Source organism: Streptomyces sp. NPDC048254 (genome assembly GCF_043201895.1).
GTDB lineage: Bacteria > Actinomycetota > Actinomycetes > Streptomycetales > Streptomycetaceae > Streptomyces.
The window spans coordinates 265,191-287,794 of record NZ_JBICZJ010000004.1; the positions used below are offsets into that span (position 1 = coordinate 265,191).

The following is a 22,604-nucleotide window of genomic DNA, read 5'->3' on the forward strand; positions in this document are numbered from 1 at the left end:
CCATCCCCCGTCTGATCACCCCCGGGCCGTCGGCTCGGGGGTGATCAGGCTTTCCCGGTAGGCGATCGCCACCGCCTCCGTACGGCTCGCCGCACCCAGCTTGGCGAGGATGTTGGAGACATGGACGCTCGCCGTCTTACCGGTGATGAACAGCTCCTCGCCGATCTGCCGGTTGCTGCGGCCGAGCGCCAGCAGCCGCAGCACCTCCTGCTCCCGGGCGGTCAGCGGGGAGACCCGGACCTCCGCGGTCCGGCCCGGCAGCGTGTCCAGCCGCTCCAGCCGGTCCAGCAGCGGTGCGGCACGCAGCGCCACGGCCGTCTCCCGCGCCGCCCGCGCCTGCTCCTCCGCCTCCGCACGCCGGCCGTCGGCCGACAGGGCCTCGGCGTACCGGAGCCGAACGCGAGCCAGCTCGTAGACATCGCCGTGCGCGAACGCGGCCACCGTCTTCTCCCAGGCCGCCGCGTCCGGCCCGGACACCGCACGGGTCCACTCGGCCTCCGCGCGCGCCAGCCAGGCCTGCCCTTCCGGCCCCTGCCGCGCGGCCGAGACCCGGGCCGACTCCACCAGCTCCCCGGCGAGGTCCGTCCAGCGGCCCTCGTCCCCGGTGCCGCGCGCTTCGGTCGCCCGGTCCGCGACCGCCGCCAGTGCCAGCGCGGCCAGCCGGACCGTCACGTACGGCGCCCGCCCCGACTCGTCGGTCAGGGCCGTGACCGAGTCCCGCATCCACGCCACCGCCTCCGCCGCGTCGCCTCGCAGCGCCGCCGCGTCGGTGAGCACGATGCCCCCGACGAGCCGGCCCATCCAGTCGAAGGGCTCCCCGAGCAGGGCCCGCCCCCGCTCCACGGCATCCGGCTCGCCGCGGGCCAGCGCCACATACAGGGCGGGCCCCCGGGTAAAGCCGGGCGCCGGGCCGGCGTCGGCCGAGCGCACGCACTCGTCCCAGTGCCCCAGCGTGTACAGCACCAGCAGCCGCAGGTACCGCATCTCCGAGGCGTACGGCGAGGACAGCAGCCCCGAGCGCCGGGCCCGGTCGAGTCCCTCGGTGATCCACGGCAGGCACTCCTGGAACTCGCCCGCCTCGAAGCACCCGATGGCCAGGGCGAACAGCGCCCGTATCTCCACCGGCGCGTCCCCCGCCGAGCGGGCCAGCTCCCGTGCCTCCCGGAGCCGTGCACGCCCCTCCCGGCCACGGCGGCCGCCGCCTTCGAGGCGGGCCAGGGAGATCAGCAGGTCGGCCCGGGCCGCGGTGGCGCCGATCCGCTCGGCGACCTCCAGGGCCTGCCGGGCCACCCGCAGCGCGGTGTCGTCGTCACCGACCTGGCGGGCCGCCATCACATGGGTGGCCGCCGCCCACACCCAGGTCCGCGAGGGCGGATCGGCCGGGATCAGCGCGAGCGCCTCGCTGCTGTAGACGAACGCGGCGGCGAGGTTGTCGACGGTCATCAGGTTCCCGGCGAGCGTGTAGCGCACCCGGGCGGCGAGTTCGGGATCCGCGTCCTGTCCGGTGCCGGCCAGCGCGGCCCGGGTCAGGGACACCGCCCGGTGCGCGTCACCGGCGTGCGCGGCCGCCGCCGAGGCCCGCAGCGTCAACGTCACCCGGTCGAGCCCCTCACCCTCGGGCCGCGCCTCGCAGGGCACCGCAGGCCACAGGTCCAGGGCCGTCTCCAGCTGCCGCAGCTCTTCCGCCGGGGCACCCACCCGCCGAGCGTGGTCGGCCGCTTCCAGGGAGGCGGCCAACGCCTCCGGCAGATCGTGGCTCTCCCGGTAGTGGTGGGCCCGTTCGGCCGCCGTCGCCGCGCCGCCCCCGCCCGCGGCGAGCAGCCTCGCGAACGTGCCGTGCAGCCGCGAGCGCTGCCCCGGCAGCAGATCGGCGTAGACCGCCTCCCGTGCGAGGGCGTGCCGGAAGGCGTACGTGTCCCCGTCCCCCGGGACCAGCAGCTGCCGTCCGACGGCCTCCCGCAGCGCCGACTCCAGCTCCTCCTCCGGCAGCCCGACCGCGTCCCGCAGCAGATCGTGCCCCACCCGGCGCCCGGCGACCGCGGCCGTACGCAGCACCCGCTGGGCCGTCTCCGGCAACTGCTCGACCCGGATGAGCAGCAGATCGGCGAGCCCGGTCGGCATCCCCTCCGCGTCGGCGGCGGCCACCAGCTCCTCCGTGTAGAAGGCGTTGCCCTCGGCCCGCTCGACGATGTCCCGCACGGCCGCGTCCGACAGCGGCCGCTCCGTCAGGGCCCGCACCAGCCGCGTCACCTCGGCATCGGCGAGCGGCCGCAGCTCAAGACGCTCCACGGCGGGCAGCCGCACCAGCTCGGCGAGGAGCGGCCGCAGTGGATGCCGGCGGTGCAGGTCGTCCGCGCGATAGGAGGCGAGCACGGTGAGCCCACGGGCGAGCCCGGCCCGGCTGAGCAGAAACCGCAGCAGATCCCGGGAGGACTGGTCGGCCCAGTGCAGGTCCTCCAGGATCAGGAGGAGCGGCGCGGTCGCGGCGAGATCCGCGAACAGCCCGGCGACCCCCTCGAAGAGCCGCAGCCGGGCGTCCGCGTCCCGGGCGGAGTCCGACCCGGCGCCGAGCAGCCGGCCCACCACGGGATGCGCGGAGACGACCGCGGAGAACCGGGAGTCGGCGGCCAGCACCCCGAGGAGCTCCGTGAAGGGCAGATACGGCAGCCCCACATCACCGAGATCGACACAGTGGCCGGTGACGACGGTGGCCCCGGCGGCAGCCGCGCGGCCGGCCACCTCGTCCAGCAGCCGTGTCTTCCCGACCCCGGCATCCCCGGCGACGACCACGGCCTGCCCACTGCCGTGCCGGGCCCGGTCAAGCGCCGTGGCAAGGCGGGCCAGTTCACCATCGCGCCCGATCAGCGGAGTGGAAAAGGATCTCTGCGACACGCCCCCATCCTCACACGCAGTGCCGACAGTTCCTTTTTGAGAGGGGCGACGGAGACACCCAAGGGGCGCGGGGCCGTACCGACATGCGGCTCCGCCGCGTGGGCGCGACCAGCCACAATCCACCCGCACCCGCCAAACACACAGGACCCTCCGCCCCCTTGGGCGCTCAACCCCGCAGAACCTGCGCCCAGTTCTCCGGCACCCGCTCCGCAGGACCCGGCACCGACTGGTCCGAGGGATGGCTCACCGGTGGCGCCAACTCCGGCCCCGCCTCGAACAACTCCTCCGTCTCGAAGTTCCAGAACCATCCCTCGCCCGGTTCGTAACTACGGATGATCGGATGCCCCGTGTCACGGAAGTGCGCCGTCGCGTGCTTCGCGGGCGAGTCGTCGCAGCACCCGATGTTCCCGCACTGCGTACACCGCCGCAGATGGAACCACCAGCCCCCCGCCTTGTCGCACTCCGTGCACCCGGCACCGCTCGGCGGGACGTTCGGGTCGATCGCGGTGTCGTCACTCATGCCGTCTCCTCGGATATGTCGGGCGCCGCTGTCTCGGGCGCTTCGGCGGTCAGCGGAAGCAGTACCTGGAACCGGGTGTCCCCGGGCACCGACTCCACCCGCATGGTGCCGTGATGCTTGTTGACGACGATCCGCCACGAGATGTCCAGACCGAGACCCGTGCCCTGCCCCACGGGCTTCGTCGTGAAGAAGGGGTCGAAGATCCGGTCCTTGATCTCCGGCGCGATCCCGGTCCCGGTGTCCCGGAACTCGACCAGCAGTTGCTCGTGGTCGAGGGCGGTCCGCACGGTCAGCGTGCCCTGTCCGACGCCGACGCCGTCCTTCATCGCGCAGACGGCGTTGTCGACGAGGTTGGTCCACACCTGGTTGAGCTCGGCGGGGTAGGCGGGGACCGGCGGGACCGTACGGTCGTACTCCTTGACCACCTGGATGTCCTGCCCGATCTTGGCGGACAGCATCAGCAGGGTGCTGTCGAGGAGTTCGTGGACGTCCACGACCCGGTAGGGCGCCCGGTCCAGCTGGCTGTACTGCTTGGCCGCGTCGACGAGGTGCGAGATCCGGGTGGTGGAGTCGTCGATCTCGTTCATCAACAGCTCGGTCTCGATGGTGTAGTTGAGCCAGCCGACCGCGTTCGGCAGGATCTCCTCGTCCACCGCCGCCGAGACCTGCTCCAGCCAGTCGATGTCCAGCCCGGCCTGCACGAAGGTCGGCGCCAGCTGCCAGCCGTAGTCGATGCCGTGGTCGTCGAGCCAGTCGGAGAGCGCGTCCTCGCGGTCGGTGGCCTCCAGCGGACTCATCGCCGGGGCCTTGGCGACCCGTTCGGCGGTGCGCTCCTGGATCTCGATCAGGCCGGCCAACTGCTCCCGCGAGAACGGCCCTTCGGCGATCACCGCGAGCTTGTGCCGCATCTTCGCGATCCGCTCGCGCAGCGTGGACGTGGCCCGGACGGCCGCCGCGGCCGGGTTGTTGAGCTCGTGGGTGAGCCCGGCGGACAACGAGCCGAGCGCCAGCAGCCGTTCGCGCTGTCCGATCGCCGCCTGGGTGTTCTTCGAACCGAAGAACAGGCCCTCCAGAAGATGCACGGCCATCGGGAACCACTCGCGCATGATGTCCGAGAACGTGTCCGCGGGCAGCACGAAGAACCGCGTCGGCTCTGTCACCCGCATCGAGTTGATGTACCCCTGCCGCACCCGGTCCCCGAGGTACGCCTGCATGGCACCCGCGTACACCCCGGTCTGCGAGGTCCGGGTGACCTCGACGTCGTCCCCGCCGACCTGCCGGGAGAGCACCACGGTGCCCTCGAGCATCACGTAGAAGCAGGTGGCGGGCTCACCCTCGGTGTAGACCGGACCGGGCTCGAACCGCTCGACCCGGCCCGCGGCGCACAGCCGCGCCAGCTGCTCCGGCTCCAGCTTCTCGAAGAGGAAGAGCGCGCCGATCTCCTGCGGGTTGCACGGGCACAGCTGCCCGCTCATGACTGCTCCAGATAACGGTGGACGAGCATCACGGCCATGGCTCCTTCTCCTACGGCGGACGCGACACGCTTGGCGGACTCGGCACGCGCGTCGCCCGCCACGAACACTCCGGGCACGCTGGTCTCCAGGTGGTACGGCGGCCGGTCCAGCTCCCAGGCCGTCGGCGGCCGTCCGTCGACCGTCAGATCGGGGCCGGCCAGGATGAACCCGCGGCCGTCGCGCAGCACGGTGTCGCCGAGCCAGTCGGTCAGCGGGGCCGCGCCGATGAACACGAACATCCACTGCGCCTCGACCGACTCGGTCTCGCCGCTCGTCGAGTGACGGAGCGTCAGCCGCTCCAGCCGGTCGGTCCCGTGCGCGGAGTCGACCACCGTGTGGCTGCGTACCGAGATGTTCGGGGCCTCGTTGATCTGCTGGATCAGGTAGTACGACATCGAGGCCGACAGGTCGGCACCGCGCACCAGCAGCGTCACGGACTTGGCGAACCGGGACAGGTACATGGCCGCCTGGCCCGCCGAGTTGGCGCCGCCGACGATGTACACGTCGTGGCCCTGGCAGGAGGTGGCCTCGGTCAGCGCGGAGCCGTAGAACACCCCGCAGCCGGTCAGGTCGAGGCAGCCCGCGGCATCCAGCTGCCGGTACTGCACACCCGTCGCCAGGATCACACTGTGCGCCGCGATCGCCGAGCCGTCCGCGAACCGCACCACCCGCGCGGCCCCGCTGACCTCCAGTGCCGTGACCTCGCGGGCGGTCAGCACCTCCGCGCCGAACTTGGCGGCCTGCCGCCGGGCCCGGTCGGTGAGCTGAGCCCCCGACACCCCGTCGGGGAAGCCGAGGTAGTTCTCGATCCGGGAGCTCTGCCCGGCCTGCCCGCCGGTCGCCGCGCGTTCCACGAGCACGGTCCGCAGCCCCTCCGACGCCCCGTACACCGCCGCGCCGAGCCCGGCCGGGCCGCCGCCGATGACCACCAGGTCGTAGAAGTCCGCCGTGGGCGTGGTCGCGAGCCCCACCCGGGCGGCCAGTTCGGGCGCCTCCGGCTCGACCAGGGGCGTGCCGTCCGGCGTGATCACCAGCGGCAGCCGCTGCCCGTCGACCCCGGCGGCCGCCAACAGCCGCCGGCCCTCGGGTTCCTCGACCGAGTACCAGCGGTAGGGCACCTGGTTGCGGGCGAGGAACTCCCGCACGTCCGAGGACCTGGCCGACCAGCGGTGCCCGACGACCTTGGTGGCCGGCACCGGCTTGTACGCGCTGCACCGCCACGAATCCAGCAGGTCGTCGAGGACCGGGTACAGCTTCTCCTCGGGCGGATCCCAGGGCTTGAGCAGATAGTGGTCCAGATCGACCACGTTGATCGCGTCGATCGCCGCGTTGGTGTCCGCGTACGCGGTCAGCAGCACGCGCCGGGCGCCCGGGTACACGTCCAGGGCCTGTTCCAGGAACTCGATGCCGTTCATCTGCGGCATCCGGTAGTCGGCCAGGATCACCGCCACCAGGTCGCCGCGCAGCTTCAGCTCCCGCAGCGCGTCCAGCGCCGACTCCCCGGACTCCGCGCGTACGATCCGGTACGACGCGCCGTAGCGGCGGCGCAGGTCCCGGGCGACGGCACGGGAGACTCCCGGGTCGTCGTCCACGGTCATGATGACGGTCCGTGCTGCGTCGGCAGCCTGTGCCATACGTCTCCCACCCCGAGCCGTTGGTTCCTCGGTACGGCGGGCCCTCCGGGAGGAGCGCGGCCACCGCACCCGCCCATCGTATGTTCGATCGCCCGCCTGCGCTCTTGTACGCCGGTGCACAGCGGGCACCCGTCCGTGCGGAAGACTGATCGCGTATACGCGGAACCGACGAGGAGGCCGGTGCATGACACGCCCGATCACGGCAGGGATCGACGGTACGGAGGAGAGCCTCGCGGCTCTGGACTGGGCGGCCCGGGAGGCGGTGCGGCGCGGTCTGCCGCTGCGGGTGGTGCACGCGTGGCGGTACGAGGAGCAGGAGGCGTTCGGCGGCGACCGGGAGACCCAGTACGGGTGGGTGTCGGACGGGGTGACCGAGTCGGTGCGTACCGTCACCGGTCGGCATCCGGAGCTCGCGGTGAGCGTCGACGTCGTGGCGGGTGACCCGGTCGAGGTGCTGGTCGAGGCGGCCGCCGGGGCCGAGCTGCTGGCGCTGGGCTCGCGCGGGCACGGGCCGGTCGTCGGGTTCCTGCTCGGCTCCGTCGGGCAGCAGGTGATCGCCGAGGCCGCCCGGCCCGTGGTGCTGGTGCGCGCCGGGGACCGGCCCACGGCCGAGGCCGCCGGGCGGGAGGTCGTCGTGGGTCAGCAGGGCGGGCCGGAGGACAGCGCGGCCGTGCTGGAGTTCGCGTTCGAGACGGCGGCGGCCCGTGGCGCGACGGTCCGGGTGGTGCGGGCCTGGACCTTGCCGCCGGTCTTCGCCTACAGCCCGGGCTCGCTGAAGCTGCTGGACGAGACCGGGGGCCTGGAGCCCTTCGAGAAGAAGGCCCTGTCCGAGGCGGTGCGGCCGCTGCGGGAGCGGTTCCCGGACGTGCCGGTCGCCGAGCACGTGGAGATGGGCAGCGCCGGCCAGGTGCTGCTCTCGGTGGCCGGCCGGGCCCAGCTGATGGTCGTCGGGCGGCGCGCCCACCGGACGGCGGTCGGCGCCCGCATCGGCTCGGTCGCGCACGGGGTGCTGCACCACGCCGACTGCCCGGTGGCCGTGGTGCCGCACGACTGAGTCATTCGGGAGCGACCGGCTCCAGGGTCTCCCGTGCCTTGGGCAGCACGTTGTCGATGTAGTCGTCGACCGCCACCTCCAGGCCTATGTCGTGCTGCGCCCGCTCGGACAGGTACCAGCGGTGTTCGAGCAGCTCGTGGTAGATCTCGGCCGGATCCATGGAGCCGCGCAGCTCCAGCGGCACGGCCCGCACGGTGGGGCGGAAGACGTCCCGCACCCACCGGTGGGCCAGCACCTCGGGCCGGGCGGCGAGAGGGTCGCCGGGGGCGTAGTCGTCCTGGGTCGCCATCCAGCTCTCCAGGTCGTTCAGCAGCCGCCGGGCCTGGTTCTCCTCGGCGTCCAGACCGGTCAGCCGGAGCAGCTGGCGCTGGTGGTGCCCGGCGTCGACGACCTTCGGCACGAAGGTGACGGCGTCGCCGTTGGAGGAGTGCTCGATCTGCATCTCGGCCACGTCGAAGCCCAGCTCGTTGAGCCGTCGGATCCGGCGCTCGATGTAGTGGTACTTGCCCGCCGGATACACCGAGGTGCGGGTCAGCTCCTCCCACAGCTCGCCGTAGCGGGTGCAGATCTCGAACCCGAACTCGATCGGGTCCAGCGAGGGGTGCAGCGCCCCCGACGCCTCCAGGTCGAGCAGCTCGCCGCTGATGTTGACCCGGGCCAGATCGAGGTCGTACTCCCGCTGCCCGTTGCTGAGCTGCGGATGCAGGTCGCCGGTCTCGGCGTCCACCAGATACGCGGCGTACGCGCCCGCGTCCCGGCGGAACAGGGTGTTCGACAGCGAGCAGTCGCCCCAGGCGAACCCGGCCAGGTGCAGTCGTACGAGCAGGACGGCGAGGGCGTCCATGAGGCGGTGCATGGTCGCCGGGCGCATGGTCGTCTCGAACATCGAGCGGTACGGCATCGAGCCGCCCAGATGCCGGGTGACCAGCACCGACTCCAGCGGTTCGCCCACCTCGTCGGTACGGCCGGTGATCACCGCGAGCGGGTCGACCGCGGGGATGGCGAGCCGGTCCAGGTCGCGCAGCAGCTCGTACTCGCGCAGCGCCGGGCGCTCCGCCAGCTCCTTGACCGCGATGACCTCGCTGCCGGCCCGGGCGTAGCGCACCACGTGCCGGGAGATGCCGCGGGGGAGCGGCACGAGGTATTCCTCGGGCCACTCCTCCAGCGGGACGTCCCAGGGGAGTTCGAGCAGGAGAGCGGGGTGCTCCGGATTGGTGGCGCTGATCTGCAATGCCATGGCCCGACCCTAGGCCCTGTCGTCAAATTCCCGTCTGCCCCGCGACGCCATGCACGCTCCCCCACTGCCTTAAGGGCGTGGGAGGTGCCCCCACTCGCCGCACCGGGCCCTGACCCAAGTACGTCCAGTACGAGGCTCAGGGCCCGGCACTCCCCCAGCCTCCGGCCGGGGGGACCCCCAGAGCACGCACCTGACGCCGCGGGGCCCGCCCTCCGGGCGGACGACGGGAATTTGACGACAGGGCCTAGAGGGCCCGTTCGCGGGCCTGCCGGGCGGCCGCCTTGACGGATCCCCGGTGCACGGGGCCGTGCCCGGGCAGCAGCACGTCGGCGTCGAGCGCCTCGATGATGCCGAGCGAGTCCACCGCCCGGGAACGCTCGTGGTGGAACATGTCGGGCAGCAGCTGCGGGCCGCTGACGCGCGAGGTGCGGTGGCCGCTGACCAGGGCGTCGCCGGAGATCACGATCCCGGCCTCGGGCAGGTGGTAGACGGTGTGCCCGTCGGTGTGGCCGGGCGTGTGCACGGGGACGGGCCGGCCCGGCAGGTCGAGCGGGCCGTCGGCGACCGGGAACTCCTCGGGCGTACTGACCGGGTGCTGCTCGGTGCCGCCGACCCGCAGGACGTGCACCAGCCACGGCACCACACCCGGCCGCCAGGCGTTCTTCAGCACCGCCCCCACCGAGACCTGCTGGAGGAACTCCCGCCGTGCGTGCGGTACTTCGGCCTCGTGCAGATAGACCGGGGTGCCGTGGGTGTCGCGCAGATACTCGGCCGAGCCGAGGTGGTCGTTGTGCGCGTGGGTGATCAGGACGGCCGCGACGGCCTCCGGTGAGCTGCCCACCTCCGCGAGGGAGCCGAGCAGCCCCGGCCGGTCCCCGGGGTAGCCGGTGTCCACCAGTGTGACGGCGTCACCGTCCTTGAGAATCACCCAGTTGGTGTGCTGCCCATGCGCCAGGTAGATGCCCCTGCCGACTTCGTGTACCTCTGCGCGCATGATCTCTCCGACGTTCCCGCAGCTTGCCGACCGAACCGGAACACAGCCAACCAGATGGTGCGGGACACCTGTCAACGGGGATCCGGGTCACCGCACCCCGTGCGGCCGGAACTGGACGCTGATACGCGGACCGGCGGCCCGTGCCGTCTTCGGTACGCAGTGCTCCCAGGTCCGCTGGCAGGAGCCGCCCATCACGATCAGGTCGCCGTGGCCCAGCGGGCGCCGGACCGAGGGGCCGCCGCGCAGCGGGCGCAGCAGCAGGTCCCGGGGCGCGCCCACGGAGAGGATCGCGACCATGGTGTCCTCCCGCGCGCCCCGGCCGATCCGGTCGCCGTGCCAGGCGACGCTGTCCCGGCCGTCCCGGTAATAACAGAGCCCCGCCGTGGTGAACGGCTCGCGCAGCTCGCCGGCGTAGTGCCTGGTGAGTGCCTCGCGGGCCTCGACGAGCACGGGGTGCGGGAGCGGGTCGCCCGCCCCGTAGAAGGCGAGCAGCCGCGGTACGTCCACGACGCTGTCGTACATCGTGCGGCGCTCGGCGTGCCAGGGGACGTCCGCCGCCAGCTGTTCGAACAGGGCGTCGGCACCGCTCAGCCAGCCGGGCAGCACGTCGATCCAGGCGCCGGACCCCAGCTCGGTCCGGCCGACGCCGTCGAGGGAGCCGAGCCGCAGCTCGTCGGTCTGGTCGAACAGGGAGCCCTGGAGGTGCGTGGCCATGGAGTCAGCGTACCCCTTAATCGAAAATACGTTCCATTCGATCACGGCGACCTCGCGCCGACGTCTTTCGATACATTCATGTATCGGATACGTTCGTGTATGGAACGGAGGTCGGGACATGGAAGTCGGCGCGACGAAGCGGGTCACCCGGCGCCGGGTGCGGACCCGGGCGCGGCTGGTCGACGCCGCGTTCACCGTGTTCGCGGCCAAGGGTTTCGGGCGCGTCTCCATCGAGGAGGTCTGTGAGGCCGCCGGGTTCAGCCGGGGCGCCTTCTACTCCAACTTCGCCACCCTCGACGAGCTGTTCTTCGCCCTCTACCGGGACCGCGCCGACCTCATCGCCCGGCAGGTCGCCGACGCCCTCGCCCTGGACCGCCCCGACCTGGACGTGCCGGCCTCCGTGGACCGGGTCACCGACGTGCTGCTCCTGGACGTGGACTGGCTGCTGGTGAAGACCGACTTCCTGGTGCACGCCGCCCGGGACCCGGCCGTCGCCGAGGCGCTCCTCGACCACCGCGCCCGGCTGCGGCAGGCCATCGCCGACCGGCTCTTCCGGGCCCGCGGCCACGCTCCGATCCCCGCCGTCCTCGGCGGCGTGGACGGCGCCGCCCACGCGGTGGTCGCCGCGTACGACGGCGTGACCACCCAGCTGCTGCTGGACAAGGACATGGACCGGGCCCGCGCCTGGCTCAAGCAACTGCTCACCGCGCTGCTGACCGACGGCAGCACTCCTTCGGACAAGACCTTCGGATAAGACCTTCGGACAAGAGAGGCAACGGTCGCCATGGACGCGGACGTCATCGTCGTCGGAGCGGGCCTCGCCGGCCTGGTCGCGGCGCACGAACTCACCAGCAAGGGCCGCCGGGTCGCCCTGGTCGACCAGGAGAACGCCGCCAACCTCGGCGGCCAGGCGTTCTGGTCCTTCGGCGGGCTCTTCCTCGTCGACTCGCCCGAGCAGCGCCGCCTCGGCATCAAGGACTCCCTCGACCTGGCCTGGAACGACTGGCAGGGCAGCGCCCAGTTCGACCGGAAGGACGACGAGGACTCCTGGGCGGTGCGCTGGGCGCGGGCCTATGTCGAGTTCGCGGCCGGCGAGAAGCGGCCCTGGCTGCAGAGTCACGGCATCAGCCTGCTGCCGACCGTCGGCTGGGCCGAGCGCGGCGACCTGCGCGCGACCGGGCACGGCAACTCCGTGCCCCGCTTCCACATCGCCTGGGGCACCGGAACCGGCGTCGTCGAACCCTTCGTCCGGTACGCCAAGCAGGCCTCCCGCGACGGACTGCTCACCTTCCACCATCGCCACCAGGTCGACGAACTCGTCATCGAGGACGGCGCGGCACGCGGCGTGCGCGGCACGGTCCTCGCCCCCGACGACTCGCCGCGCGGTGTCGCCTCCAACCGTGACCGCATCGGCGACTTCGAACTCACCGCCCAGGCCGTCGTCGTCACCACCGGAGGCATCGGAGCCAACCACGACATCGTCCGCCGCTACTGGCCCGAGCGCCTCGGCACACCCCCCGCCGAGATGGTCACCGGCGTCCCCGCCTACGTGGACGGCCGCATGCTCGACATCAGCGCGGAAGCGGGCGTACGCCTGGTCAACCGCGACCGCATGTGGCACTACACCGAGGGCATCCAGAACTGGAACTCCGTCTGGCCCGGCCACGGCATCCGCATCCTGCCCGGCCCGTCCTCGATCTGGCTGGACGCCCTCGGCCGTCGGCTGCCCGACCCCTGCCTGCCGGGCTACGACACCCTCAGCACCCTCAAGTACCTGCGCACCACCGAGGACATCGCCGGACACGACCACTCCTGGTTCGTCCTCACCCGGAAGATCATCGAGAAGGAGTTCGCGCTCTCCGGCTCCGAGCAGAACCCCGACATCACCGCCAAGGACCGCAAGGCCGTGCTGCGCGACCGGCTGCTCGGCAAGGGCGCCCCGGGACCGGTGCAGGCCTTCGTCGACAAGGGCGCCGACTTCGTGACCGCGAACTCCCTGGAACAGCTCGTCGAGAAGATGAACGGGCTCACCGGCAAGGCGCTCCTGGACCCGGCCGAGGTGCGCCGCCAGATCGTCGCCCGCGACCTGCAGATCAACAACTCCTACAGCAAGGACTCCCAGGTCCAGGGCATCCACAACGCCCGCCGCTACATCGGCGACCGCCTCGGCCGGGTCGCCACCCCGCACCGCATCCTCGACCCGGCCGCCGGGCCCCTGATCGGCGTCAAGCTGCACGTCCTCACCCGCAAGACCCTCGGTGGCATCCAGACCGACCTGGACTCGCGCGCTCTGGGCGCCGACGGGCAGCCGATCGACGGGCTCTACGCGGCCGGCGAGGTGGCCGGCTTCGGCGGCGGCGGTGTGCACGGCTACAACGCGCTGGAGGGCACGTTCCTCGGCGGCTGCCTGTTCTCGGGCCGGGCGGCGGGACGCGCGGCGGCCAAGCAGACCGCCTAGGCGGTGAGGAGCCGCGCCAGCACCGTGGCGTGGCTCTCGTCCGGGGACTTGGACGCGGTGAGCAGGGTCACCTGGCCCTTGCTCGCCGACTCCCGCAGGCCGTCGAGGAGTTCGACGGCCTCGGGAGCGTCCAGCTCCGCCTCGTAGCGGCGGGTGAACTCCTCGTACGAACCGCCGTCGTGGAACCACCGGCGCAGCTCGTTCGACGGCGTCAGCCCCTTGGGCCACTCGTCCACCCGCGCGTCCGCCTTCGACAGCCCGCGCGGCCACAGCCGGTCGACCAGGACCCGCACACCGTCATCCGGCTCGGGCGGTTCATAGATCCTGCGGACACGCACGCTCACGGTCGGGCACCTCTCGGCTCGGTGTGGGTGCGTTGAGCGTATGCGGCACGGCCGGACCACCGGCCGCCGACCCGGCACAGCTTGACCAGAATGAGGGGGAAACGCGGACGCCCGCCCGCCTAGTCTGTGGGCCATTGATCATCGGCCGCCCCCCTGAAGGAGCCCATGTGCAGGGTGCAAGCAGACGTACCGCAGTCCTCCGCCGCGAGGCCGTCCTCGCCACCGTCCCGGTCGCCGTGGCGGCCCTGCTCGCCGCCGCCGGACCGGCCTCGGCGAGCACGATCGGCGCCGCGGGCGCGGGCGACCCCTACTTCCCGCTCAGCGGCAACGGCGGCTACCACGTCGCCCACTACGATCTGACGCTCCGCTACGACACCGCCTCCCGCCACCTCGACGGCAAGGCCGTCCTCACCGCCCGCGCCACCCAGAAGCTCACCCGCTTCGACCTCGACCTCAACGGTCTGAAGGTCACCCGGGTGACGGTCGACGGCCGCACCGCCCGATTCAGCCGCACCGGTCAGGAACTCGTCGTCATGCCGTCGCACGCGCTCGCGAAGGGCCGTCAGTTCCGGGTCACCGTCACGTACAACGGCACCCCCAAGCAGGTCACCGACCCCGACGGTTCACCGGACGGCTGGATCCGCACCGACGACGGCGCGTTCGTCGCCGGCGAGCCGCAGGGCGCGATGACCTGGTTCCCGGCGAACAGCCACCCCAAGGACAAGGCGTCGTACGACTTCACCATCACCGTCCCCAAGGGACGCACCGCCGTCGCCAACGGCGTCCTCGTCGGGCAGCACACCGCCGACGGCCGCACCACCTTCCGCTGGCGGCAGAGCGAGCCGATGGCCGCGTACCTGGCCACCGCCACGGTCGGCAAGTTCAAGGTCGAGCACTACACCACCCGGGACGGGATCAAGGTGTACAACGCGGTCGACCCGCGCGAGGTGAGCGGCTCCGCGGCCGTGCTGAAGAAGCTGCCGTCGGTCCTGGACTGGGAGAGCAAGCTGTTCGGGCCGTACCCGTTCCGCGCGGCCGGCGCGATCGTCGACCACGCGCCGAACGTCGGATACGCCCTGGAGACACAGAGCCGGCCGATCTACGACTCCGCGCCCGACCTCAGCACGCTGGTGCACGAGAGCGCCCACCAGTGGTTCGGCGACTCCGTCTCCCTCACCGCCTGGAAGGACATCTGGCTCAACGAGGGCTTCGCGACGTACGCCGAGTGGCTCTACAGCGAGCAGCACGGGGGTGACAGCGCGCAGAAGTCCTTCGACGCGCTGTACGCCAAGCCGGCGAGCAACGAGTTGTGGGCGTATCCGCCCGGGGATCCGGGGAGTGGCGCGAACATCTTCGGGACGCCGGTGTACGCGCGGGGTGCGATGGCGTTGCACGAGCTGCGGAAGGCCGTGGGGGATCCGGTGTTCTTCCGGATTCTGCGGGCGTGGGCTTCGGAGCACCGGTACGGGCACGGGACCACCGCGGAGTTTGTGAAGCTCGCGGAAGGGCAGTCGGGGCAGGATCTCGGTTCGTTGTTCCAGACGTGGTTGTACCAGAAGGGCAAGCCGTAGCGGTTCGGGTGCGGGCCGGTGGAGGCTTGTCGCGCCCACGCGGCGGCAGCCGCAAATCGACACAGCCCCGCGCCCCTAAACAGGGCGCTGAAGCTGACGAGTTTCTTACAATTGTCGGCCAGAGTCGGTCTCATGATCCATCGCAGAACAGCTGTCGCCCTCCTCGCCTCCCCCCTCCTGCTCTCGGGGTGCGGGGGTGGCGCCGAGGCCGCGCCGAGCCGGTCGGACGACGACCGGCCGGCGCGGACGACGGCTGCCCCCACACCCGAGAGCAGCAGCCCGCAGCCCACCGGCATACCCGGGCTGGGGCCGCGGACCACGGCCGCGATACCCGAGCGGGCGGAGCAGGTCGTCGTCGCCAGAGGGCGGGGCAAGGACTCGTCCGTCTCCACCGTCGTCCTGTACGAGCGCGACGACAGTGTCTGGCAGCCCGGCGCCAGTTGGCCCGCGCACAACGGCCGGGACGGCTGGAGCGAGCGCCACATGGCCGGAGACCTGCGCTCGCCCGTCGGCGTGTACGGGCTCACCGACGCCGGAGGCCTGCTCGCGGACCCGGGGAGCAAGCTGCCCTACCACCAGTCGTACGGCTTCCACTCGCCCGGCACCGGCTTCGAGGGCGAGCCGCTGGAAGGCTCCTTCGACTATGTCGTCGCCATCAACTACAACCGGCAGCCGGGCACTTCGCCCCTGGACTGGACCCGCCCCATGGGCGCGAAGCGCGGCGGCGGCATCTGGCTGCATGTCGACCACGGCGGTCCGACACACGCCTGTGTCAGCGTCGCCAAGGCGCACATGAAGGAACTGCTGCGCGCCCTGGACCCCGCCCGGCATCCGGCCGTGGTCATGGGGTACGCCGACTGGCTCGCCCAGTAGGCCGCCGGAACACCGCTGAACACCACTTAGGATCCGAACCTGTGTGCGCACATGTGCTGGTCGCCGAGGACGACGAGATGCAGGCCGAGCTGATCCGGCGGTCCCTGCTGGCCGAGGGCCATACCGCGACCGTGGTCCACGACGGGGCCGCCGCGCTGGATGCGGCCCGGCGGCTTGGGCCCGATCTCGTCGTCCTCGACCTGATGCTCCCGGTGATCGACGGCTTCGGCGTCTGCCGGGTGCTGCGCGGCGGCGACCCGGAGATCCCGGTGCTGATGCTCACGGCCCGCTCCGATGAGGACGACGTGCTGCTCGGCCTGGAGCTGGGCGCCGACGACTACATGACCAAGCCGTACAGTCCCCGTGAGCTGATGGCCCGGATCCGGACGGTGCTGCGGCGCAGCGGGCGGACGGCCGCGGTGCGGGAGGAGCCTGCCGTGATCGCCGCCGGGATCAGTGTGGATCCGGTGCGGCACGAGGTGCGCTGCGACGGGGTGCCGGTGGAGGTGACCCCGGCCGAGTTCCAGATCCTGCTCGCCATGGCCGGGGAGCCCGACCGGGTGTTCACCCGGCGGCAGCTGCTCCAGTGCACCCGCGGCTTCGACCGCGCCTCCACCGAACGCGCCGTCGACGTCCATGTGATGAACCTGCGCCGGAAGATCGAGGCCGATCCCCGGCGGCCGGTGCGGCTGCTGACCGTGTTCGGCGTCGGCTACAAGCTGAGCGGCGGCCGTCCGTGAGGGCCCGGATACCGTGGCGCAAACGGCTTCTCGTCCGGCTGCTGTTCGCCTCGGTGCTGATCGCCGCGTGTTCGGTGGCCGCCACCGCCTGGCTCGCGGTGACCACCACCACCAGCGCGCTGGAGGAGGAGCAGGGCCAGGACCTCGCGGCCGACAACAAGATCCTCGCCCAGCTCAGCGGGTACGCGGCGGACCACCCCGACTGGACCGGGGTGCGGCGCACGGTGCGCGCGCTGGCCGCGCAGACCGGCCGCAGGGTCGCGCTGACCACCGCCGACCGCACCCTGATCGCCGACTCGGCGGCACCGGGGACCGCGCTGCCGCCCCGGCCGGCCGCCGCCATCGACCCGCTGCACACCGACACCTACACCCAGTCCGGCGCCCAGCTCAGCGGCATCGACCCGCGGGTGGTCGGCCCGTACCGGCTGACGGCGAAGGAGCGCGGGGAACTGGACATGGTGGCGGAGAAGGAGCGGTACTGCTACAACACCTACGGCATCCGCACCACCGTCGCCCACACCCCGGGCGGGCGGCCCTACCTCGTCGACGACGACGGCACGGACGCCTCGGGCTTCCGCTCGATCGGCTGCGGCGGCGGGGTGGACGACTCCCTCACGATGATGAAGAAGGGGGTCACCGGCACCACTCGCACCGAGGCGAAGGCCCTCGCCACGCTGACGAACCTGGTCCGGCCCTGTCTCCAGAGCAAGCAACTGGACCTCGAGGGACCGCTGTACCTCACCTACGACCGTACGGGACGCAACCCGGTCACCGGCGGCTTCCTCATCACCGCCAAGAAGGGCAGCATCGACCAGGCACAGACGGACCAGATCGCGAAGAACTGCATCACCAGCGCCCGCCGCACCCAACTCGAGCCGTATGCCGCCCCGGCCGCCGAACTCTTCCTCGGCCTGGGCGACCAGACCGTGCCCCGGTTCGACATGTCCCGGGCCAACAAGGCGAAGATCGTCGGCGCGGCCGGACTGGTCCTCGCCTTCACGGTCGCCGTCACCGCCGTGGTCGCCACCCGGCTCGTCCGGCCGCTGCGCGCGCTGACGGTCACCGTGCGCCAGCCGCCCGAACTGCATGCGCGGGCGCCGGTGCGGACCCGGGACGAGACCGGGCTGCTGGCCGAGGCGTTCAACGACCTCACCGAGCGCCGGGAACGGCTGGAGGAGCAGCGCAAGGCGATGGTCAGCGACATCGCCCACGAACTGCGCAGCCCGCTCACCAACATCCGGGGCTGGCTGGAGGTCACCCGGGACGGCGTGGTCGACCCCGACCCCGCTCTTCTGGCCTCGCTGCACGAGGAGGCGCTGCTCCTCCAGCGGATCATCGACGACCTCCAGGACCTGGCGGCCGCCGACGCCGGCACCCTGCGCATGCACCGCGAACCGGTCCGCGCCGCCGACATGGTCGACCAGGTCACCGCCGCCCACCGGGTGGCCGCCGACGCGGCCGGGGTCACGCTGCTGACCGACGTCGACGGCACGGCCTGGCTCGACGCCGACCCGGTGCGGATGCGGCAGGCGCTGGGCAACCTGGTCTCCAACGCGATCCGGCACACGCCCGCCGACGGAACGGTGACCCTGGCCGCCCGCCGGGACGGCGACGGAGTCGTGCTCACCGTCACCGACACCGGCAAGGGCATCGCCCCCGACGATCTGCCGCACGTCTTCGAGCGGTTCTGGCGCGCGGAGAAGTCCCGCAGCCGCCGCACCGGGGGCAGTGGGCTCGGTCTGCCGATCGTGCGCCACCTGGTCGCCGCCCATGACGGGACCGTCGAGGCCGCGAGCGAACCGGGCAAGGGAGCCGAGTTCACCCTGCGGCTGCCGGCCGCCGAGGCACCGGCCGACGTCAGCTGAACCGGCGCGCGGCCCGCTGCCGGCGCCGGGTCAGCAGCCGGCGCTCCGCCTCGGTCGTACCGCCCCAGATGCCGACGGTCTGCCCGGTGTCCAACGCCCAGCCCAGGCACTGTTCCTGGACGGGACAGCGCTCACAGACGGCCTTCGCGCGCCGCGTCTGGTGCAGCGAAGGCCCGGTGGTGCCGATCGGGAAGAAGAGGTCGGGGTCCTCCTCGCGGCACTCGGCGTGGTCTCGCCAGTCGTCCATCGAAGTCACCTGCGATCCAAGTCGATTCTGCCGTTTCATGTGCGTACTCGGCTTCGGGTCACCGGAGTGGGCGCGTCCGAAACGGCCAAGTCCCCTGGAATCGCGGGCGGTCACTGCTCGCGCAGACCCCAGGGCGAGCCGTACTCGGTCAGCAGGTCGAGGAACGGGCGGGCCGGGAACGCCTCCGGGCCGAGGACGCCCGAGCCCGACCACGCACCGGTGGCCAGGAGTTCGAGAGCGACGACCGGGTTGAGGGCCGTCTGCCACACCACGGCCTGACTACCGTACTCCGCCATGGACCACTCGTTGTCGACCACGTGGTAGAGATACACCTCACGCGGCCGCCCGTCCTTGACCCCGCGCACCCAGGTGCCCGCACAGGTCTTGCCGCGCATCCGGTCGCCCAGCGTCGCCGGGTCGGGCAGCGACGCGGCGACCACGTCCCGCGGCGAGACCGCGACCGGGCCGTCTGCGCCGGGCACGGTCACCGGGGTGGTCCTGTCCAGCCCCAGCAGGTGCAGCGTCTTGAGCGTCTCGATGAACTCGCGGCCGAGCCCGTACTTGAAGGTGACCCGGCGCGCGTCCACCCAGCGCGGCACCAGCAGCACCTCCTCGTGCTCCACGTTGACGCACTCGACCGGCCCGATGCCCTCGGGGAAGTCGAACACCTCGGGTTCGCTGAACGGGGCGGTGGTGAACCAGCCGCGTTCCTTCTCGTACACGACGGGCGGGTTGAGGCACTCCTCGATGGTGGTCCAGATGCTGAAGGAGGGCGCGAAGTCGTAGCCGTCCACCGTCAGATCCGCGCCGTCGCGGATGCCGATCTCCTCGATCTCGTCGAAGAGCTCGTCGGCCGCGTAGCGGGCGAACACGTCCGAGAGCCCCGGTTCCACGCCCATCCCGACGAGCGCGAGCGCGCCCGCCGTCGCCCACTCCCCGGCCAGCGCGAACTGCTCGTCGCCGAGCTTCACCCCGCACTCCTCGTACGGCCGCTCGGCGTGCGGCCGGGACAGCGACATCGCCATGTCGAGGTAACCGGAGCCGGCCTTGCGGGCGGCCCGGAACAGCGGCATCACAAAGCGCGGGTCGGTGGCGTTGAGCAGCACATCGCAGCGGTGCCGGGCCAGCAGCCCGGCCACGGCCGCCTCGTCGCCGGCGTCGATCCGCTCGGCGAGGAACCGGTCGTCGCCGACGGCGGCCACGGCCGCCTCGGCGCGGGCCGGGTCGTAGTCGGCGACCACCATCGCCTCGAAGAACGGGCGGCGGGCCGCGATCCGGGTGACGGCGGTGCCCACACCACCGGCTCCCACGAGCAGTACACGCATCTCGGAATCTCCTTCTCGAACAGTGTGCGAGGTCGAGTACGGGGGCGCCCGGCGGGAATCAAACGCCGGACCCTGTCGTAAGGTCAATGGCGTTGGCATAAGACATCGGCATAAGAACCTCAGGGGGGTGCCCGATGCCCAAACCGGTCGTACCGGAGGAGAAGCGCCGCCGGCGCCGGCCCACCCGCGGCGGCACGGTGCTGTCCGAGCGGCTGATCGTGGCGACCGCCCTGCGGCTGCTGCGCGAACACGGCAGCGCGGGCCTCACCGCCCGCCGCCTGGGTCTGGCCCTCGACTGCGACCCCAGCACGCTGTACCGCTACTTCCGGGGCATGGACGACCTGACCCTGGCGATCGGCGACGCGCTGGTCGGCCAGGCGCTGGCCGGCTGGGCGCCGACGGGGGAGTGGCGGACCGACCTGCGCACGATCGGTCTGCGCATCCACGCGGAGTACGTGGCCCATCCGCAGGCTGCCCTGCTGACGGCGAACCGGGTGACGGGGCGGGCGCAGGAGCTGGCAGCGGACGAGGCGATCCTGGACGTCCTGCGCACCGCGGGCTTCCCCCTGCCGGAGACCGTCCGCATCTACCACGCCTTCATCGACCAGACGCTGGCCTTCGCGGCCCTGGACGCGGCGTCCCTCGCCCTGCCGCAGGACTCCCAGCGAGCGGACGAGGCCAAGTGGAACTCGACGTACGCCCAGCTGCCGCCCACGACTCATCCCCGCATCGCGGAAGCGGCCCCCCTGCTGGCAAAACGGATGGTGACCAGCGCCTATCCGACGGCACTGGAGATGCTCCTGGCCAGTGCAGGACGGTCCTTGTAAGCGCCCCTGGCGGGGGCGCCCCGAAAGGGGCGCGGGGAACGGCGCGATCAGCCCCCACCAGCCCGCACTCGCACGACCACCGGCAGCCCCCCTTACGGCTGGCGCAACGCACCCCCCGCCGTTCTCACCACCGCCTCCGCCACCACCCCCAAAGCCGGCGAATCCAGCTTCCACTGCTGCCAGTACAACGGCACGTCCACCCACGACTCCATCCCCCCGAGCCGCACCAGCCGCCCCTCCCGCAACCGCGGCTCCGCCTGCACCTCCGGCACCATCCCCCACCCCAGCCCAGCCGTCACCGAGTCCACGAACCCCTCCGAGGTGGGCACGTAGTGCCGTAGCGGACCGGCCCCACCCCGCCCCAGCCGCCGTACGAACCCGTCCTGGAAGTCGTCCCTCCGGTCGAACACGATCACCGGCGCCTCGGCCAGCGCATCCGGCAGCGGCCCGGTGAGATGCGCCGCCGCGAACTCCGGCGCGGCCACCGGCAGGTACCGCATCCGCCCCAGCGTCCGAACCGAACACCCCGGTACCGCGTCCGCCGACGAGGTCACCGCCGCCATCACCAGCCCCTCCCGCAACAGAGCGGCCGTGTGGTCCTCGTCCTCCCGGCGCAGTTCGACGAAGACACGCGGGAGACCGGTCAGCGCCCGCAGGAACCACGTCGCCAGCGAGTCCGCGTTGACCGCGACCGACACCCGGGTCGGCTCCCCGGCACCGCTCATGCCCAGCTCGCCGCGCGCGTCGCGTTCCAGCCGGGCCAGCTGCCGGGCGAACCGCACCAGCACCTCGCCCGACTCCGTCGGCCGCACCGGCTTGGTGCGCTGGAGCAGGACCCGGCCGGTCCGCTGCTCCAGCGCCTTCACCCGCTGGCTGACCGCCGACGGCGTCACGTGCAGCGCCGCGGCCGCCGCGTCGAACGTGCCCTCGTCCACCACCGCCAGCAGCGTCCGCACCTGGTCGAGGGGAAGCTCCACGTTCCACTCCTATCTTCAGCTGTGCTAAGGATACGTAAAAATCTTTAGCTGTACGTCCAGAGATCGCTTCCCTACCGTCGAGAGCATGTCCAGCTCACTCGCCGCCGCTGCCGCAGGTTTCGGCAGCGGCCTCTCGCTCATCGTGGCCATCGGCGCCCAGAACGCCTTCGTCCTGCGCCAGGGCGTCCGCCGGGACGCGGTCCTCGCGGTCGTCGGCATCTGCGCCCTGTCCGACGCGGCCCTCATCTCGCTCGGCGTCGGCGGGGTGGGCGCACTGGTGGTGGCCTGGCCGGGCGCGGTGCGGGCAGTCGGTCGGGTCGGCGGCGCCTTCCTGCTCTGCTACGGCGTCCTGGCCGCCCGCCGGGTCCTGCGGCCCGGCACCGGCGGCCTGCGCACCGAGGGCGCGGCGGCCGGTTCACGGCGGCGGGCCGTGCTCACCTGCCTCGCCATGACCTGGCTGAACCCGCATGTCTACCTGGACACCGTGTTCCTGCTCGGCTCGCTCGCCGCCGACCGGGGCGACCTGCGCTGGACCTTCGGGCTCGGTGCCGCGCTGGCCAGCCTGTGCTGGTTCGCCGCGCTAGGCTTCGGCGCCCGGCTGCTCGGCCGGTACCTCGCCAAGCCGGCCGCCTGGCGGGTGCTGGACGGACTGGTGTCCCTGACCATGATCGGACTCGGCCTGATGCTCGTGGCGGGTTCCTGACGCCCCGGGGCCCCGGTACGGCCGCATCCTGAGACAACCGGTTCGGCCGGCACAGAAGTTGCTGGGATAGTGAACCCGCAATCGAAAGATGTAGCGAGCACCAAGAGGACCAGGA

The 22,604-nt window shown here is 72.2% G+C and carries 20 protein-coding genes; 9 read left to right on the forward strand and 11 right to left on the reverse strand.

Translation table 11 applies throughout. The features are described from left to right. Positions 1 to 15: 15 nt before the first annotated feature. The 4 genes from ACGFZQ_RS13860 to ACGFZQ_RS13875 form a co-directional block, all read right to left on the reverse strand. On the reverse strand, positions 16 to 2,892 hold the full coding sequence (locus ACGFZQ_RS13860) for an AAA family ATPase (RefSeq protein ID WP_393840538.1): 2,877 nt from the start codon (positions 2,890 to 2,892) through the stop codon (positions 16 to 18). Positions 2,893 to 3,058: 166 nt separating this feature from the next. Next, positions 3,059 to 3,412: a UBP-type zinc finger domain-containing protein gene (locus ACGFZQ_RS13865; protein WP_351737568.1), complete on the reverse strand. Its 354-nt coding sequence runs from the start codon at positions 3,410 to 3,412 to the stop codon at positions 3,059 to 3,061. Beyond that, positions 3,409 to 4,887 carry an ATP-binding protein gene (locus ACGFZQ_RS13870; RefSeq protein WP_393840539.1) on the reverse strand — a complete coding sequence of 493 codons (1,479 nt, stop codon included), beginning with the start codon at positions 4,885 to 4,887 and terminating at the stop codon, positions 3,409 to 3,411. Before ACGFZQ_RS13870 ends, ACGFZQ_RS13865 begins: the two co-directional genes overlap by 4 nt. Further along, entirely contained in the window at positions 4,884 to 6,560 is a 1,677-nt protein-coding gene (locus tag ACGFZQ_RS13875) for an FAD-dependent oxidoreductase (RefSeq protein ID WP_393840540.1), read from the reverse strand. Before ACGFZQ_RS13875 ends, ACGFZQ_RS13870 begins: the two co-directional genes overlap by 4 nt. Positions 6,561 to 6,744: 184 nt before the next feature. Here ACGFZQ_RS13875 and ACGFZQ_RS13880 point away from each other — a divergent pair, with 184 nt between their 5' ends. Continuing rightward, positions 6,745 to 7,614 (forward strand): universal stress protein, encoded by an 870-nt coding sequence (locus ACGFZQ_RS13880; protein ID WP_393840541.1) that lies wholly within the window; start codon positions 6,745 to 6,747, stop codon positions 7,612 to 7,614. A gap of 1 nt (position 7,615) precedes the next feature. Here ACGFZQ_RS13880 and ACGFZQ_RS13885 read toward each other — a convergent pair whose 3' ends face one another. The 3 genes from ACGFZQ_RS13885 to ACGFZQ_RS13895 form a co-directional block, all read right to left on the reverse strand. Next, positions 7,616 to 8,851, reverse strand: a complete 1,236-nt coding sequence (locus ACGFZQ_RS13885) for a DUF4032 domain-containing protein (protein WP_393840542.1) — start codon at positions 8,849 to 8,851, stop codon at positions 7,616 to 7,618. A 244-nt stretch (positions 8,852 to 9,095) separates the two neighbouring features. Further along, the gene (locus tag ACGFZQ_RS13890) at positions 9,096 to 9,845 is read right to left on the reverse strand and encodes an MBL fold metallo-hydrolase (RefSeq protein WP_351737558.1); all 750 of its coding nucleotides are present in this window, start codon (positions 9,843 to 9,845) and stop codon (positions 9,096 to 9,098) included. Positions 9,846 to 9,932: 87 nt separating this feature from the next. Next, a complete protein-coding gene (locus ACGFZQ_RS13895; protein WP_393840543.1) occupies positions 9,933 to 10,559 on the reverse strand; it encodes an alpha-ketoglutarate-dependent dioxygenase AlkB in 627 nt (208 codons plus the stop codon). Between the two features lie 118 nt (positions 10,560 to 10,677). Between ACGFZQ_RS13895 and ACGFZQ_RS13900 the strand changes: the two genes are divergently transcribed. Further along, complete coding sequence (locus ACGFZQ_RS13900) at positions 10,678 to 11,313, forward strand: TetR/AcrR family transcriptional regulator (protein ID WP_393840544.1); 636 nt, start codon at positions 10,678 to 10,680, stop codon at positions 11,311 to 11,313. Between the two features lie 30 nt (positions 11,314 to 11,343). After that, entirely contained in the window at positions 11,344 to 13,017 is a 1,674-nt protein-coding gene (locus ACGFZQ_RS13905) for an FAD-binding dehydrogenase (RefSeq protein WP_393840545.1), read from the forward strand. Here ACGFZQ_RS13905 and ACGFZQ_RS13910 read toward each other — a convergent pair. Then, the gene (locus ACGFZQ_RS13910) at positions 13,014 to 13,361 is read right to left on the reverse strand and encodes a DUF488 domain-containing protein (RefSeq protein ID WP_393840546.1); all 348 of its coding nucleotides are present in this window, start codon (positions 13,359 to 13,361) and stop codon (positions 13,014 to 13,016) included. The two genes, ACGFZQ_RS13905 and ACGFZQ_RS13910, sit on opposite strands and share 4 nt — an antisense overlap. Before the next feature lie 167 nt (positions 13,362 to 13,528). On the opposite strand from ACGFZQ_RS13910, the gene ACGFZQ_RS13915 reads away from it, so the two are divergent. The 4 genes from ACGFZQ_RS13915 to ACGFZQ_RS13930 all read left to right on the forward strand — a co-directional run bounded on the left by ACGFZQ_RS13915 (position 13,529) and on the right by ACGFZQ_RS13930 (position 18,410). After that, the gene (locus tag ACGFZQ_RS13915) at positions 13,529 to 14,932 is read left to right on the forward strand and encodes a M1 family metallopeptidase (protein ID WP_393840547.1); all 1,404 of its coding nucleotides are present in this window, start codon (positions 13,529 to 13,531) and stop codon (positions 14,930 to 14,932) included. 132 nt (positions 14,933 to 15,064) lie between these two features. Further along, complete coding sequence (locus ACGFZQ_RS13920; RefSeq protein WP_393840548.1) at positions 15,065 to 15,805, forward strand: hypothetical protein; 741 nt, start codon at positions 15,065 to 15,067, stop codon at positions 15,803 to 15,805. Positions 15,806 to 15,846: 41 nt separating this feature from the next. Further along, positions 15,847 to 16,545 (forward strand): response regulator transcription factor, encoded by a 699-nt coding sequence (locus ACGFZQ_RS13925; protein WP_351737544.1) that lies wholly within the window; start codon positions 15,847 to 15,849, stop codon positions 16,543 to 16,545. Then, positions 16,542 to 18,410 carry a sensor histidine kinase gene (locus ACGFZQ_RS13930; protein WP_393840549.1) on the forward strand — a complete coding sequence of 623 codons (1,869 nt, stop codon included), beginning with the start codon at positions 16,542 to 16,544 and terminating at the stop codon, positions 18,408 to 18,410. The genes ACGFZQ_RS13925 and ACGFZQ_RS13930 overlap by 4 nt, the downstream gene beginning before the upstream one ends. Here the strand turns inward: ACGFZQ_RS13930 and ACGFZQ_RS13935 are convergent. Together ACGFZQ_RS13935 and ACGFZQ_RS13940 are read right to left on the reverse strand one after the other, a co-directional pair. Beyond that, entirely contained in the window at positions 18,403 to 18,657 is a 255-nt protein-coding gene (locus ACGFZQ_RS13935) for a WhiB family transcriptional regulator (RefSeq protein ID WP_351737540.1), read from the reverse strand. The genes ACGFZQ_RS13930 and ACGFZQ_RS13935 overlap by 8 nt on opposite strands. A 110-nt stretch (positions 18,658 to 18,767) precedes the next feature. Then, on the reverse strand, positions 18,768 to 19,982 hold the full coding sequence (locus ACGFZQ_RS13940) for a saccharopine dehydrogenase family protein (RefSeq protein WP_393840550.1): 1,215 nt from the start codon (positions 19,980 to 19,982) through the stop codon (positions 18,768 to 18,770). Between the two features lie 134 nt (positions 19,983 to 20,116). Here ACGFZQ_RS13940 and ACGFZQ_RS13945 point away from each other — a divergent pair, with 134 nt between their 5' ends. Next, on the forward strand, positions 20,117 to 20,809 hold the full coding sequence (locus ACGFZQ_RS13945; protein ID WP_351737536.1) for a helix-turn-helix domain-containing protein: 693 nt from the start codon (positions 20,117 to 20,119) through the stop codon (positions 20,807 to 20,809). Positions 20,810 to 20,901: 92 nt separating this feature from the next. Here the strand turns inward: ACGFZQ_RS13945 and ACGFZQ_RS13950 are convergent, their stop codons facing one another. Further along, positions 20,902 to 21,786, reverse strand: a complete 885-nt coding sequence (locus ACGFZQ_RS13950) for a LysR family transcriptional regulator ArgP (RefSeq protein ID WP_393840551.1) — start codon at positions 21,784 to 21,786, stop codon at positions 20,902 to 20,904. Between the two features lie 85 nt (positions 21,787 to 21,871). Between ACGFZQ_RS13950 and ACGFZQ_RS13955 the strand changes: the two genes are divergently transcribed. After that, positions 21,872 to 22,489: a LysE/ArgO family amino acid transporter gene (locus tag ACGFZQ_RS13955; RefSeq protein ID WP_393840552.1), complete on the forward strand. Its 618-nt coding sequence runs from the start codon at positions 21,872 to 21,874 to the stop codon at positions 22,487 to 22,489. Positions 22,490 to 22,604 lie beyond the last annotated feature (115 nt).